At 43.3% G+C, this 14,023-nt stretch carries 14 protein-coding genes; 2 read left to right on the top strand and 12 right to left on the bottom strand.

The features are described 5' to 3' along the window. Positions 1-18 precede the first annotated feature (18 nt). From MKY99_RS13330 to MKY99_RS13315, 4 genes are all read right to left on the bottom strand, one after another. Positions 19-492: a GNAT family N-acetyltransferase gene (locus MKY99_RS13330; protein ID WP_076286379.1), complete on the bottom strand. Its 474-nt coding sequence runs from the start codon at positions 490-492 to the stop codon at positions 19-21. A 24-nt stretch (positions 493-516) separates the two neighbouring features. Further along, positions 517-1,212 (bottom strand): HAD-IA family hydrolase, encoded by a 696-nt coding sequence (locus MKY99_RS13325; protein WP_339270989.1) that lies wholly within the window; start codon positions 1,210-1,212, stop codon positions 517-519. A gap of 78 nt (positions 1,213-1,290) precedes the next feature. Then, on the bottom strand, positions 1,291-2,337 hold the full coding sequence (locus MKY99_RS13320; RefSeq protein WP_339271627.1) for a Gfo/Idh/MocA family oxidoreductase: 1,047 nt from the start codon (positions 2,335-2,337) through the stop codon (positions 1,291-1,293). A gap of 18 nt (positions 2,338-2,355) precedes the next feature. Continuing rightward, complete coding sequence (locus MKY99_RS13315) at positions 2,356-3,243, bottom strand: sugar phosphate isomerase/epimerase (RefSeq protein WP_339270987.1); 888 nt, start codon at positions 3,241-3,243, stop codon at positions 2,356-2,358. Positions 3,244-3,366: 123 nt separating this feature from the next. Here MKY99_RS13315 and MKY99_RS13310 point away from each other — a divergent pair, with 123 nt between their 5' ends. Continuing rightward, positions 3,367-4,251 carry an AraC family transcriptional regulator gene (locus MKY99_RS13310; protein WP_339270985.1) on the top strand — a complete coding sequence of 295 codons (885 nt, stop codon included), beginning with the start codon at positions 3,367-3,369 and terminating at the stop codon, positions 4,249-4,251. 66 nt (positions 4,252-4,317) lie between these two features. On the opposite strand, the gene MKY99_RS13305 is transcribed toward MKY99_RS13310, so the two are convergent. From MKY99_RS13305 to MKY99_RS13280, 6 genes are all read right to left on the bottom strand, one after another. Then, complete coding sequence (locus MKY99_RS13305) at positions 4,318-5,145, bottom strand: hypothetical protein (RefSeq protein ID WP_339270983.1); 828 nt, start codon at positions 5,143-5,145, stop codon at positions 4,318-4,320. 75 nt (positions 5,146-5,220) lie between these two features. Continuing rightward, a complete protein-coding gene (locus tag MKY99_RS13300) occupies positions 5,221-6,324 on the bottom strand; it encodes a Gfo/Idh/MocA family oxidoreductase (protein WP_339270981.1) in 1,104 nt (367 codons plus the stop codon). 20 nt (positions 6,325-6,344) lie between these two features. Next, the gene (locus MKY99_RS13295) at positions 6,345-7,067 is read right to left on the bottom strand and encodes a ThuA domain-containing protein (protein ID WP_339270979.1); all 723 of its coding nucleotides are present in this window, start codon (positions 7,065-7,067) and stop codon (positions 6,345-6,347) included. Between the two features lie 49 nt (positions 7,068-7,116). After that, entirely contained in the window at positions 7,117-8,277 is a 1,161-nt protein-coding gene (locus tag MKY99_RS13290) for a Gfo/Idh/MocA family oxidoreductase (protein WP_339270977.1), read from the bottom strand. 1 nt (position 8,278) lies between these two features. After that, positions 8,279-9,379: a LacI family DNA-binding transcriptional regulator gene (locus MKY99_RS13285; protein ID WP_339270976.1), complete on the bottom strand. Its 1,101-nt coding sequence runs from the start codon at positions 9,377-9,379 to the stop codon at positions 8,279-8,281. A 110-nt stretch (positions 9,380-9,489) separates the two neighbouring features. Further along, entirely contained in the window at positions 9,490-10,365 is an 876-nt protein-coding gene (locus tag MKY99_RS13280; RefSeq protein ID WP_042187813.1) for a LysR substrate-binding domain-containing protein, read from the bottom strand. 129 nt (positions 10,366-10,494) lie between these two features. Between MKY99_RS13280 and MKY99_RS13275 the strand changes: the two genes are divergently transcribed. Next, on the top strand, positions 10,495-11,388 hold the full coding sequence (locus MKY99_RS13275) for a DMT family transporter (RefSeq protein WP_339270973.1): 894 nt from the start codon (positions 10,495-10,497) through the stop codon (positions 11,386-11,388). An 84-nt stretch (positions 11,389-11,472) separates the two neighbouring features. On the opposite strand, the gene MKY99_RS13270 is transcribed toward MKY99_RS13275, so the two are convergent. After that, complete coding sequence (locus MKY99_RS13270; RefSeq protein WP_042187809.1) at positions 11,473-12,972, bottom strand: DHA2 family efflux MFS transporter permease subunit; 1,500 nt, start codon at positions 12,970-12,972, stop codon at positions 11,473-11,475. Positions 12,973-13,216: 244 nt separating this feature from the next. Beyond that, positions 13,217-13,966, bottom strand: a complete 750-nt coding sequence (locus tag MKY99_RS13265) for a DUF3887 domain-containing protein (protein WP_339270971.1) — start codon at positions 13,964-13,966, stop codon at positions 13,217-13,219. Positions 13,967-14,023: the final 57 nt, after the last annotated feature.

The raw sequence follows: 14,023 nt of genomic DNA, 5'->3' as shown, positions 1-14,023 counted from the left end.
AGCAATCTGCTTTTTTGATTAAATTAGCTTTTTACTCATCCGATAATTAACTAACAGTACTCCTTTTCGTTCTACACTTTGTTTCATCATAAGCTGGTATCCCTGTCGTTCAAAAAAGGGTCTAGCTGTAATACTTGCTTCGGTATCCATTTCATGAAGACCAAGCTCTCTCGCCTTCATTTCAAGCTTGTTCACGAGAGCAGAGGCTACGCCTTGGCCTTGGAAATCTTTGTGGACATAAAGACAATCCAAATGTCCTTCCAACGTCATATCCGAAAAGCCAACTATGTACCCGTTAATTTCGGCTACATAAGTAATATTTTGACGTAAAGAAGTGCTCCAAGCATCAAGTTTGAGGGTCTTTTCCTCTTTAGGTGCCCAAGCATCAAGCTGTTCTTGTGAATAATGTTGTTTGTTTACGAAATGAACTGTCTCATAGAACAATGAGATAAGCTGACTAATATCCGATTCTTGATAAGCTCTAATTTCCATTGCTTGTTCTCCTTGCTGGCATTGCTACAACCCCACTACATCTTTAAGCTCCAGAAGAGAACTAATCATATAGTTAGGCTTGAGGTCTTTAGGAACCTCTATATTCTGGCGATTGTAATAGCAGAAGTCAATGTCAGAATTCACAGCACCATGGTAATCATCTTGTAAAGAATCCCCAACGAACAGCACTTCATGATTGCTTAGCTGTAGATCTATTAAAGACATTTCAAAAATCCTTTTATCAGGTTTTCGGATGCCTACCTCATCAGAGATCATTATGGATTTGAATATTTCATAGATCTTACCGGCTTGCAGTCTTTTTCTTTGTGCCTCACTGATCCCATTGGTGATAATCCCCAGAGCATACTTATCTTTAAATGAAGTTAAGATCTGTTCCGCTCCTTCTTCAAAATAACAGGAATTGCAAAAATAATCCCAATAAGTATCTGACAGTTTGCTATGAAAAAACTCCTCCTGTTTAAGGGTGTCTCTAAAAGAATACCTCAATACCTCTCCTATAGTCTTCACCTCACCACCACCCACAAAGTTCATCCAATGGCGAAAATTATGACCTGAAAACTCTCCATAAAATAAAGACCACGCCTCAATATCTTCTACGAAGAGATTATGATCGTTACAGGTTCTTTTCATCGCTTCGATTTCACAAGTACTATAATTTATTAATGTATTATCTAGATCAAATATAATGGCTTTGTACATAATATCCTCCCCGAATAATGTTCTTATCTATCATAACATGAACATTAAAGTTTGGATAAAATTAACAAAAGGTTTTCATCACTCTGAGGTACTCATGAACTCTACTAGATCAATTTTCTGACCTGTTTTAGCACTTTCCAGCGCTCCAAATACCATTGCCATACTATACCGATTATCTCTACAATTCGTCTCTGCTGAACGCTCTTCTGCTAGTGAAAGGAACATTTCCTCCAAACATCCTTGATGGAAGGTTTTGTCCATATTAACAGCTTCTCCATTTACACGCTCTACATCACGAATAAATTTATCACTCTGATCTCCTGATACGACTACCTCTGCATATGGCATCTCATGACCATCCCAAATCGCAGTTCCTTTTTCCCCATTCAGACGCCAAGCTGCTTCCCAAGAGGTAGAGGCACCTTCTGCACACCAAGACCCCTGATAAGTAAATACAGATCCGTCCGACATCTCAAAGATACACACTGCCGACGCATTCCCCTTATACCATGATCCGGGAGGATTAAACTCCTGACAGTAAACGGAAATCGGATTGGCTCCACTAATAAATCGGGCCTGATCAAAGGTATGAATCGCCATATCCAGCAGCAGAGGACTTTCCATGACATCACGGAACCCTCCGAAATGAGCGCCGAGGAAAAAGCTAGAACTGATGTATCCTACTCTACCAATGGTGTCAGACTCGATTAAGTTGCGCAAAGAACGAATACGAGGGTCATAACGTCGGTTCTGCATCACAGCATGGGCATTTCCGGTTCTTTCAGAGATCTCAACAATCTTAGTGCACTCTTCCATAGTCTCGGCCAGTGGCTTCTCACTAAACACATTACATCCGAGTTCTAATGCAGTGCTAGAAATGCTGTAATGGCTTCCTGGAACTGTAACGTCAAACACAAGATTAGCTTCAGTCGCCTGAATTGCTTCTTTAATGTCAGTAAACGTCAGACAAGAAATCTCATGCTTTGCCGCCATCGCTTGTGCTGACTCCAATCGTATATCTACAAGAGCAACAATCTGAGTATCTGAACGTGATAAAGCGTATTCAATCCAGGCGTTAGCCATTCCTCCGCAACCTGCAACCGCTACACGATACTGAGCTGTCATCATTCTCCCCCTCTATGGTTACAGCGGATTAGGTACAAAGCTACCGCCCCGGCATTGTTTCAAATAATTTAAAGCATGTACTTGTCCCATCATTTCCAGCTCATCCCGATAAACAGGATCATGCCAGCCTTCAATATCAATCGTACCTTTATAACCTGCCTGACGCAAAATAGAAATAACATCAGTCCAGTTCGTATCTCCAAAGCCGGGAGTACGGTGCCATACATAAGGATTGGGGCCATGAATTCCATATTCTTTTACGATATCCCAAGCGATGGTGGCATCCTTACCATGTACATGGAAGATCTTATCTGTCCATTTACGAAGCTGCGGAATCGGATCAATTAATTGGACCATCTGATGACATGGCTCCCATTCGAGTCCTATATTATCAGCAGTCACAGCATTGAACATCTTCTCCCAAGCTAATGGATTGTGAGCAATATTCCAGTCACCTGATCCCCAGTCTCCACCCATGGAACAGTTCTCGAAAGCAATTCGCAAACCGCGATCCGCTGCTCTTTTGGACAACTCTCCAAACACCTCGGTGAACTTCGGAATTGATTCATCAATGGATACCCCTGGTAACCTTCCTGTAAAACCTGATACCATATCCGTTCCGAACAAATGAGCATGATCAATCAGTCGCTCCCAGCTCGCGATTACATCGGAATTATCACCAGTATTCGTCAAAGGATTGCCGAAGATCCCAACAGATGAGATCACGAAGTCATGTTCTGCTGCAAGCTCTTGCACACGCTTTCCAGTTTCCACGAGATCTGTTTCCCCTGTTGTTTGCCAGAAGGTTAAGCTAAAAGATTCAAATCCATGTCCTACAATTTGTGGAATCACTCTGACAGCGTCGCCGCCGCCTACTAATGTTCCAATTCGCATTGTATCCTTCATCTTGTGACCACTCCAATATTGGTTTATAGTAAGTGCTATAACCCGAGTATATATTGCTTCTGAGCTTAAAACTCTTATTATCTTGTGTTTATATAGTCGTATCTTGTGGGAGTTGAGTGATTTGTGAGTTACCCTAATGATCTTAAAGAATATCCTCAATTAGAAGAAAAAACGTATCCATTCCGATTATTTTTTAATGAATGCAAGAACGCAAAGATCGGTCAGAATATCCTGTATTTACACTGGCACGAGCATTTCGAAATCATCATTATGCAAGAAGGCAGCGCCATTTTTCACATAGACAGCAAGCCCTATGAACTGCATGTCGGAGAGGTATTGTTTGTTCCCTCTGGAGGATTGCATGTTGGGTACAGTCTGCGGGATGATCATGTTCGTTTTATCTCCGTCGTATTCCATAGTTCTTTATTTAAGGATTGGAAGCAGGATCCTCAGCATGAGCAGTTTGTAATTCCTTATTTAGAGAATCGTTATCAGCTGCCGGTCAAACCTGCAGAGCTTGTTCCGACCTGCTCCACATATTTTTCTCTTCTGGATACCATCGTTGATGAAGTACTTCAGAAGGGACCTGCTTTTCAACTGGTCATCAAGAATCAACTGCATTTACTCTTTGTGCTGCTCTCTCGCACCTTTCTACCTGAACAAGTATCCGGTAGAACGAATGAGCGGCACTCCTTTAATCGCGAACGTTTTAAGCCACTACTAGAGTATATGGAGAACCATTTCGATGACAAAATGACCGTAGAAAGCGCCGCAAGATCCGTAAATCTAAATCCATATCATTTCTGCAAAACCTTTAAGAAGCTAACAGGTCGAACCTTCATCGATTATGTTAATCTTTGCCGAGTAAATGAAGCAGAGCGATTGCTGCTCGAGACCAATTTTACAGTGACTGAGATTGCAGGTAGAGTCGGCTGCGACAATCCCAATTATTTTACCAAGCTGTACAAGCAGTATAAAGGGATCACCCCTTCAGGGGTTCGAAAATAGGAGATTCGGTCTCTATTCACGAAAAATAGCACCGTTTGCCTCTCCCAAACGGTGCTGGCTATAGGATCATTCCGTAGCAGTAAGCTCTAGCCTCCGCACACTTGCAAGCGCGGGAAAAGATTCATCCACCATACCGGTACTCCATAGCTCAACCTGCTGTCCAACCTTCAAATCCTTAAAGCTAATCGATTCTCCAGCTTCATTAAACATTGTTGACTTCTGATTGAATGAGAACCAGTAAGAGGGATCTTCCATGCCAGGCTCAAGGATGAGAATCCGCTTCGCCTGTTTGGTATCGATATCTACGATTTGACCTATTACATGTGGTTCGCCTAGCTCTGAAATGTCGTAGGTCAACATATCCGGAGCGATCCATTTTTCTATCTCAAGTATGGCCGTTTCAGCATAATCAGATGGAATTGTAATCGTTACTTTATTACCAATCGTGTCCACACCGGAACCGTATAGATTAAGCTTCTGGTAGAGTTCTTGTTTATGCAAAAGCTCTTGTGCAGCTAATAACTCTTGCATCGAATATTTAACATCATGGAGCTCATAAGTACCTGCCGCGAAAGTCTGAGCAAACCGCTGCTCAATCTGCGAGTTCAAACCCACTATATTGATATGAACCTTATTATCCTGTAGATAGATATCTCCGTTAGGAATCTTCTGAGCGGATAGGAAAGCTTTAATCGCTTCAGGATCACTGGAGTAAAGCACTTTATCAGCTTTAGGATCTTCTATTCCAGCGCTCGCAGTAGGCGAGATATCTGGAGTTGCAGTAATTGCAACAGCTGGAGCCGGCTCCTTATTCGACTGTTGATCTTCTGAACATCCACTTATGAATAGTATAATAACAGAAATCCATATCCAGCCACCATGCCACTTATGCATCCTTGTCACTCCCTCACTCTTTATCTTCTCAAACGGAGATTGGAAGTGATAGGTTGCAGATACAGAATGAATTCTCTAATCTAGTGTATAAGGAGCGAGTCCAATCGGAAGAGCTTCAGGACGGGTGCAGGTACTCTTCATTTCGTAGAATGAATGAGCATCTGAAGAATCATGGAATGCCCACATCGCTTCTAGTACATGATAAGCCAATTCTCCACTGGCACGGTGCTTTCTTCCCGTCCGAATGGCATAAGCCATATCCGCTGGACCAATTCCGCGCGTATTTTGATCATATCCAGATAACAGCGTTTGCTCTGTCCATTCATTCTCACCCATGAGCCGGAATTTCACCGGACCGCCAAAGTTATTAGGATCCGGCACTTGAATCGTTCCAAGTGTTCCGTAGATTTCTATATGTGGCAGGTTACTGCCGCCAAAGATATCAAAGCTTGTAATCAGCGTTGCAATGGCTCCATTCTCAAATCTTAATGTTCCGGCAACGTGAGTTGGAATTTGAACAGGAATTTTATTACCCGATTTCTTCTCACTTGTAATCGTGCGTTCGACTAGCGCTTTACCAGTCATCCCGCTAACCGTACGAATTGGACCCAATAACTGCACCAATGCTGTCAAATAGTATGGTCCCATATCAAACATTGGACCTCCACCAGCGGCATAGTAGAATTCTGGATCTGGATGCCAATGCTCATGTCCACGCCCCATCATAAATGAGGTAGCTGCAACGGGTTCGCCAATTACCCCCTCCTCGATCAGTTTCAATACGGTTTGGATGCCCGATCCAAAGAATGTTTCCGGTGCGCTGCCTACTAGTACGCCCTTTTCTCGAGCCGCTGACAGAACTTGGCGTCCTTCTTCTCTCGTCACAGCAAGTGGCTTCTCAACATACACATGTTTACCCGCTTCGATAGCTTTCAGGCATACATCCGCATGAACAGCTGGAATCGTCAGGTTGATAACGATCTCTATCTCCGGATCATTCAGTAATTGCTCTGTGGTGTAAACGCTTGGAATATTGTATTTATCGGCTTGTTCCTTCGCTCTCTCCAAGTCCAAGTCCGCACATGCAACTAGATCAAGAATCTCGAACTTCTGACAATTCTCCATATATATGCTGCTGATTTTACCGCATCCGATAATTCCTACTTTGACTTTATCCATTCGTTGATCGCTCCCAGAGATTATTGACTGTCTGCCATTCCGCTATAGCTACTTCTAACCGTTGAAATTTGGGATTGTGCGCGAACTTTACCCTCGGCAGCCCATAGCAGTCCTCTGCGCATCATTTCCTTTACCTGTGGCATAGCTACAATATCGGCATGATGTCCGAGTGAATTATAATACACTCTGCCATGACCCCACCGTTTGGTCCAGGCTACTGGCATATCCACGGCTTTGTTGAAAGAATGTGGGCCTTCAACAACTGGAAAACGAGTCGTTGCAAGTACTTCTACAGCTGGATCTACATGCAGATAATATTGCTCTGAACAAACGGTGAATTCTTCTAATCCTTCTACGAGAGGACTTGAGCTTTGGCAAATCTCTACGGTGTAGTTCACACCATCATTGCCGGGATGAGCTACCCATTGCCCCCCGGTCATAAACTGCCAATCCACATTATTTCGGAAAGAATCACACATCCCGCCATGGCAACCCGCAAGACCCGTTCCGTTCTGAACAGCTGCCGAGACATTATTCACAAGATTCTGTTCGATTGTACCCATCGTCCATACCGGAACGATCAAATCTAGTTCAAGAAGCTTCTCCGCATCGGCAAAAGCCTCAAGTGTATTCGATACCTCAACTTCAAATTGTTCCTCTTGCAGTACTTTAGCGAATATATCAGCTACCTGTTCAGGCTCATGACCATCCCAACCGCCCCATACTATCAATGCTTTTCTCATCTTCAGCACTCCTTCTAATAGAGGTTGTTCAAACACGCATTTTTGTTGATTACATCTCAGAGATTTCGACCCACCGGCGCTGTTCAATAGAGCGTTCTACCGCTTCTAACACAGCTTGGCATTTCACTCCATCATGGAAATTAGGTACAGGCTGACGTCCTTCTTCAATCGCGTTAGAAAGCTCCAACATTTCGTGAATAAACGTATGTTCAAAACCAATCGTATGACCCGGCGGCCACCAAGCCTCCGCATATTCATGAGCAGGGTCCGTTGCCAGCACACGCCGAAAGCCCTGTACATCCTCAGCATCTGAGGTTAAATAAACCTCGAGTTCATTCATTCGCTCGAAATCAAATTTCACACTGCCAAGGCTTCCGTTGATCTCAAAAGAATTGGTAGAGCGATGACCTGCTGCGAATCTTGTAGCTTCAAAGCTACCTAAGGCACCGTTATCAAAACGGGCTAAAAACAATGTGGCATCATCTACAGTTACCTTGCCCTTAGGAGCATCCTTATCCCCTTTTGCACTTAATCCTGTCATTTCAGCAGCAAGTGGACGTTCCTTAATGAAGGTCTCACTCATACCGATTACTTCCTTCACATCACCTACTAAGAAATGTGCGAGATCAATGAGATGCGCACCCAAGTCACCATGTGAGCCTGAACCCGCAATCTCCTTCTGCAATCTCCACACTAACGGGAACTCCGGATCAATAATCCAGTCTTGTAGAAACCAAGCCCGAAAATGATAGATCTTCCCAAGCCGCCCGCTCTCTACTAGCTTCTTAGCAAGTCTAACCGCCGGTGAAAAGCGATAATTAAAACCAACCATATGTGTAACCCCTGCATCTTCAGCGGCTTGCAGCATTTCACGGGAATCCGCCAAGGTCAGTGCGAGTGGTTTTTCACAAAAAATATGTTTACCAGCTTTGGCTGCTGCTAGAGCAATCTCCTTATGTGCATTACTAGGGGCATTTATATCAATAAGATCGATATCCTCACGAGCGATTAGATCTTTCCAATCCGTAACACAATCCGACCATCCTAATTGAGTGCCAGCCTCTGCAAGCGCTTCAGCATTCCGTCCACAAATCACAGACATCTCAGGTTTAAGCGCTTTCGGGAAAAACATTGGCAAACTGCGATAAGCATTACTGTGCGCCTTACCCATAAATTTATAACCGATCATTCCAATGCGAAGCTGTTTCATCTTATTCCTCCTCAGATTTCTTAGATTTAGATGAAGCTCGTATTACTAGTTCAGTCGGTAATTTAATCTGGATGATTTGGGAGGGGGGTGATATTTCTGAGCGACTATTCCCGTGCAATTCTAATACCTTAGATACAGCAATTTCTCCTAGCTCATAAAAGGGAACACGCACACTGCTTAAGGCTGGTGTAGTAAGCTCAGCAGCATCTGAATCATCATAACCCACCATGGCTGGGATGCGATCTCTTGGGATGCCTAGTTCCTGTAGGCCTTGCTGCAATCCAATGGCCATTCGATCATTGGCCGCTACAATGGCATCAATCTCATTCAGCAGAGGCAACATCTTCTTGGCAGCAATAGCACCGCTTTTACGACTGAAGTTACCTTCGAATAGAAGTGATTCATCTAAAGGAAGGTTAGAATCCTCCAAAGCGCGCAAATAACCAGTTAAACGATCTCGGCTGTTCGAATAAGATGCTGGCCCGTTTAGAAAGGCAATCCTCGTAAAGCCCTGATCCAGTAAGTGCCTGACCGCTTGCCAGCTTCCTTCGACATGATCAGCATCCACCTCGTGAAAAGCCTCTCCTTCAAAATGCTGATTAATCAGGCAAAACGGATGACCTTCCTCCTTCAAACATCGAAGTGAGGCTAGCTCACCTGGATCCTCTTTGGCACCGAGTACAATACAAGCATCAATCTTCCGCATCTTAAACAATTCGTTATAGTCCACTCTCTCTTCGGCATTTCGAAACAGCATTAACAGATCATAACCCTCTTCTCGCGCCTTACTCCCAATTCCACTTAATATTTCTGAAAAATAATAAGTGGAGAACAAGCGTGCATTTGGCAAATAAGGCATTACTACACCAAGGTGCCCACTTCTTCTACGAGCAAAGCTCTGCGCGAGTGAACTAGGGGTATATCCCAGCTTGAGCGCAGCTGCCAACACACGTTCCTTCGTTTCTTCCTTGAGCGGGCCTACGTTGTTTAACACGCGGGAGACTGTGGCTTCTGAGACTCCGGCAAGCTCGGCAACCTCTTTACGGCTGGCGATAAAAACCCCTCCTACGAAAGCGCATTCAATAAATGTACGCGCGTACATTCTCTCATGAACAAAGTCCCTCGTCAACCCTTATTTTGGATATTCATTCATAATAAAACCCCTGAATTAATCAGGGGTTTTGCTCATTCTAAACGGTGTATTCTTAGGGTTCAGGGATGCCCCATCAACCACGCTTGTACATGCTTTAGGAACTTTTTAGTGGCGGGAGATGCGTATTTCATAGAATGTACAGCGATTCCAAGTGATCTGAAACTACGTTCTTCCAATTCAAGCATCGTTACATTATAATTCTGACGGGTTAATACAAGCTCTGGCAAAATACTAATTCCGAGTCCCTTCTCCACCATGGCCATAATGGCATAATCATCACCTGCTGAGAACTTAATATTCGGTTTGATGCCCGCCTTATCCAGTACACGCCTAACATCATAATCTGAACCTGCCTTCGGGATGATGAAATCCTCTTTAGCAATTTGGGATAAGGAGAGAAAAGGTTCTGCACTAAGCGGATTTTCTTTGGATACGATTCCTAACATCCGGTCCTTTTTTAAGGGAATCACTTCGAACTTCTCACGCGTAGGCAGAGAAATAAAACCACAGTCAACGACTCCAGCCTCGATCCATTGTTCAACCTCTAAATAACCACCTTCCATCAACCTGATTTCGATATAGGGGTATTCACTGCGAAATTGCTTAATCATTCCTGGCAGCCAATGCACGGATACACTGGTGAATGTACCGATGGTAATGGTCCCGACCTCTAGCCCATGTATATCTGCTACTTCCTGCTTCAATTTTTCATTCCACTTCAGAATTTCACGGATAGGCTGTAGTACTTGCTCCCCGTTTACCGTCAATTTAACGCCAGATCTATTTCTAATTAATAACGTGAAACCAAACTCCATCTCCAAGCTACTAATCGTGTGGCTAATTCCAGATTGCGTAAAGCCCAGTACATCTGCTGCTTTTGTTAAGCTACCTAGCTCTACAACTTTTAGAAAAATCTCATACTTATTGATGCTCAACCTCTATCCCTCACCTTTTTAATTTACATAAGTTTTACTCATGTATCCTATGATAAACATTCAGTTACCTTATGTATAGAGCCGTATTATACTAAATTGAGTTGAAAATGAAGAAGGATGGATGACGAGATGAAACCGCTCAAAGCTGAGCTGATGCTGTTAGTTGTAACATTATTTTGGGGTTCCTCCTACATATTTATGAAAATGGGGTTAGGCACGTTAGGCGAATTCAATCTGATTGCACTCCGCTTCGGACTTGCTTTTATATTAGCCACAGTGTTCTTCCACAAACGTTTACGAAAAGTTGACATCAAAACATTGAAATATGGTGCTCTACTCGGATTCTTACTCCTCGGCGTGTTCACATGTATAACGTTCGGACTGAAGACCACGACAACCTCCAACGCTGGATTTTTAGTAGCCTTGACGGTCATATTTGTACCGATGATAGATCGTATACTTTTCAAAAAAAGAGTTGCACCTCCGCAAGTCTTTGGCTCCGTACTCGCTATAGCTGGCATTGGACTTCTTACATTAAATGCTACCTTAAAAATTGGACCAGGTGACTTCCTCTGTATTCTTTCGGCGGTGTTCTATGCGGTACAGATCTTATTTACAGGCAAGGCTGTAAAAGAGTGTGATTCACTGAATATTGGAATCTTACAGTTGGGTTTTGCCGGAGGGTTTGCTCTAGTGTTATCTGCGCTATTCGAGACACCTTCGCTTCCTTCGACCTTACCAGCATGGATTGCGATCCTCGCACTTGGGATTCTCTGTAGTGCCTGTGGCTTCATCCTACAACCCATTGCTCAAAAATATACTTCACCTACACGCACCGGACTGATCTTCTCCCTTGAGCCGGTATTCGCCGCGTTGTTTGGCTATTGGTTCGCCGCTGAAAAGCTATCGATGCAAGGATATGCTGGTGCAGCTCTTGTTCTACTAGGCATTGTAGCATCGGAGCTACTCGGTAAAGTTACATTCAGCCCTAGGTGGGCTCAGAAGAAACCAGAACATCTATAGGATGATTTTCTCATACAAAAAAGGCGTCGTTAGCTATACAAGCTGAACGATGCCTTTTTTTATTATCTAAGATTATCGTATAAATTAATGTCCCATCATCATTGCTGCATCTGCTTTCTGACTCTCTTCGGAGGAGGAATCATTCGAGGAAAGCTTTGGTTTGCGCAGGATAATACTCATAAGTACACCGACTACAGCTATACAACCAGATAGAAAAAATACATCATCAAAACCTAGAACTGCTGCTGATAAAGGATTACTTCCTGCTTTCAATGCTCCCATATGCACAGTAATTTGACTTGTCAGATAACCCGTCAAGCCTGCTACGGCAAAGGCCACAACCACCTGCTGTGCCGCTGCTGTAAGCGATGTGACCCGGCTCACCAATTCACGCGGTGCTGCATTCAGAACATGTGTATTGAGTGGCATCATCGCTATACCCATCCCAAATCCTAATAAAGCAAGATACATCATAATGGTATTTAGACTTGTAGTCATCGAAATCCCAGACAGTAGGAATAGGGTAACTGTAATGATGCTCAGACCCACAAAAGCCAGCGGTCGTGCCCCTATCTTATCAAACAATTTACCACCAAGCGGCATGCCGATTACACAAGCTAAAGCTTGCGGAAGCAGAATCAGCCCCGTCTCTAGTGGTGTATAAGCCCGAATCTGCTGTAAGTATAGCGGCACGAACAGCATGGAACCAAACAATGCGGCTTGCATGACCCATGTTAAAATAATGCCGCGGGTGAAATCTGAGGAGCGAAAGACGCGCAGATCCAGCAAAGGCTGTTTATGCCGCAGCTCAACGATTATAAATAGAATCAGTGCAACGCCCCCAACAGATAATCCAAGGATTGCTGGAGTCGATGACCAACTATTCGACCCGCCTTCATTTACTCCATAAGCTAGCATGGAAAACGCAATCGGTGCCAGTATAATGCCAAGTATGTCGAGGTTGCCTTTACCGATCTTCTCCGTCTTGGGCAAATACTTAACACCAAGAATAATACCAACAATCCCAATCGGCACGTTAATCAGGAAGATCCAATGCCAGCTAACATATTCAACAAGCCATCCGGACAATATCGGGCCAAGTGCAGGTGCAAGCAGCATGGGAATCCCAAGCATGCCCATAATCGATCCTCTTCGTTCTGCTGGAGCTAACTTAAACACCATAGCCATCCCAATAGGAGCTACCATCCCCCCACCAAGTCCTTGGATCACACGAAAAATAACAAGCTGCGAAGAAGTTTGAGCCACAGAACATAACATGGAGCCAAGAATGAACAACGTGAGCGTCACCAGAAACACTTGTTTAGAACCGAAGCGATCTGTCATCCAGCCTGCGAGCGGTATTACAGCAGCTAAAGCTAACGTGTAACCTGTAATCGCCCACTGAATCGTTTTTAAATCTGAAGAAAAATAGTCCACCAGTTTGGGTATAGCCACATTCACGACGGTTCCATCCAGAATAACCATAATCATTCCGACGATAATAGCAAGAAGCGGGGGGAGGATCGCTCTTAGCGAGAAGGGCCGTTCTTCTGTCGGGCTACTCTGAGTAATTGATTTTGTCATCCAGTACTCCACTCTTTTCTCTAATTTAGTTAAATGCTTTAACAATTATTTCAAATTTTAATTTACCTTCGATGAATGTGAAAGTCAACAAATAAAACCCTTTTTTACAATAAAAATACATTGCAATCTCAGAATGTTTATTGAAACACAAAAAAGGCTATGCATGGTCCCAAGAAGAAATTTCTTCTTAAGGAACACACGCATAGCCTGTTGTTCTAAACCTAAATCATTATTATTCTCAAGATTAAATGGAAGGAAGGTTTCCTTTTAATTCAACAATCTTACCAGACTTATTGAGAACAAACTCAAGGGACGCATCCGTTACAGCAAAGCCAAGTACACATTGTATTGACATTTGATTTTCTTTTTGAATACTTTCAGTAGACTTTATCCCATGGTAAGTACCAGCTCGTGCAGTAAAATCAGCCCAATATTTCTGTAAACCCGTAGTGGAAAGCGAACGCTTCATTTCATCACTAAAGAATCGATTCTCTAACTCTTGAAATTGCCCAGTGCTCAGCAGTCCCGCTATCACACTTGCTGTAACCTCGGGCGCATAAACTTCCACTAGATTAGCTTCAGCATTATAAGAGGTTACCAGTCCTACACTAGTGAAAAAAGAGAGCGGAACATATAAGTGTTCCTTCCTAAACACAACATTATCCTTAAAGTCTCTTTTCTCTTTATCATTAATGGTAATATAGTCGTTTCCTACTTTATATTCAATCTTTTGTTTGACTCCGTTTAATGTAATGGTGTCCGTACTTTTTTGATAAGTGATTTGATATTTCAAAACGCTTGATGCCTCTCTAAGGGGTAGCATGACCGTAGAACCGTTTGGATACGCTGAATATTGATCTGATTTCAGAACCTGACCATTCAAAACCACCTTTACTTCACTAGCATCTGCCCAAGCCGTAGAAGAGGTAGTTCCTCCAAATCCATTTACCAATAACAGTACACTTAACACTACAACAACCGCGATTTTGTTCATCCGTTCGAAACCTCCCTTTTTTTGACTATTAGTATTATGTGCGTTTCCAGCATCTGT

The sequence above is a fragment of the Paenibacillus sp. FSL R5-0470 genome, assembly GCF_037975205.1.
Taxonomy (GTDB): domain Bacteria; phylum Bacillota; class Bacilli; order Paenibacillales; family Paenibacillaceae; genus Paenibacillus_AQ.
Note: the sequence above shows the minus strand (reverse complement) of the source record. Positions and strands in the feature narration are given on the sequence as shown.

What these genes read in the sequence shown, in the direction of transcription:
- MKY99_RS13330 (WP_076286379.1), bottom strand. Translation starts at nt 492, where the DNA reads ATGGAAATTAGAGCTTATCAAGAATCGGATATTAGTCAGCTTATCTCA.
- MKY99_RS13295 (WP_339270979.1), bottom strand. Translation starts at nt 7,067, where the DNA reads ATGAGAAAAGCATTGATAGTATGGGGCGGTTGGGATGGTCATGAGCCT.
- MKY99_RS13315 (WP_339270987.1), bottom strand. Translation starts at nt 3,243, where the DNA reads ATGAAGGATACAATGCGAATTGGAACATTAGTAGGCGGCGGCGACGCT.
- MKY99_RS13270 (WP_042187809.1), bottom strand. Translation starts at nt 12,972, where the DNA reads ATGACAAAATCAATTACTCAGAGTAGCCCGACAGAAGAACGGCCCTTC.
- MKY99_RS13285 (WP_339270976.1), bottom strand. Translation starts at nt 9,379, where the DNA reads ATGTACGCGCGTACATTTATTGAATGCGCTTTCGTAGGAGGGGTTTTT.
- MKY99_RS13265 (WP_339270971.1), bottom strand. Translation starts at nt 13,966, where the DNA reads ATGAACAAAATCGCGGTTGTTGTAGTGTTAAGTGTACTGTTATTGGTA.
- MKY99_RS13325 (WP_339270989.1), bottom strand. Translation starts at nt 1,212, where the DNA reads ATGTACAAAGCCATTATATTTGATCTAGATAATACATTAATAAATTAT.
- MKY99_RS13305 (WP_339270983.1), bottom strand. Translation starts at nt 5,145, where the DNA reads ATGCATAAGTGGCATGGTGGCTGGATATGGATTTCTGTTATTATACTA.
- MKY99_RS13300 (WP_339270981.1), bottom strand. Translation starts at nt 6,324, where the DNA reads ATGGATAAAGTCAAAGTAGGAATTATCGGATGCGGTAAAATCAGCAGC.
- MKY99_RS13275 (WP_339270973.1), top strand. Translation starts at nt 10,495, where the DNA reads ATGAAACCGCTCAAAGCTGAGCTGATGCTGTTAGTTGTAACATTATTT.
- MKY99_RS13290 (WP_339270977.1), bottom strand. Translation starts at nt 8,277, where the DNA reads ATGAAACAGCTTCGCATTGGAATGATCGGTTATAAATTTATGGGTAAG.
- MKY99_RS13320 (WP_339271627.1), bottom strand. Translation starts at nt 2,337, where the DNA reads ATGACAGCTCAGTATCGTGTAGCGGTTGCAGGTTGCGGAGGAATGGCT.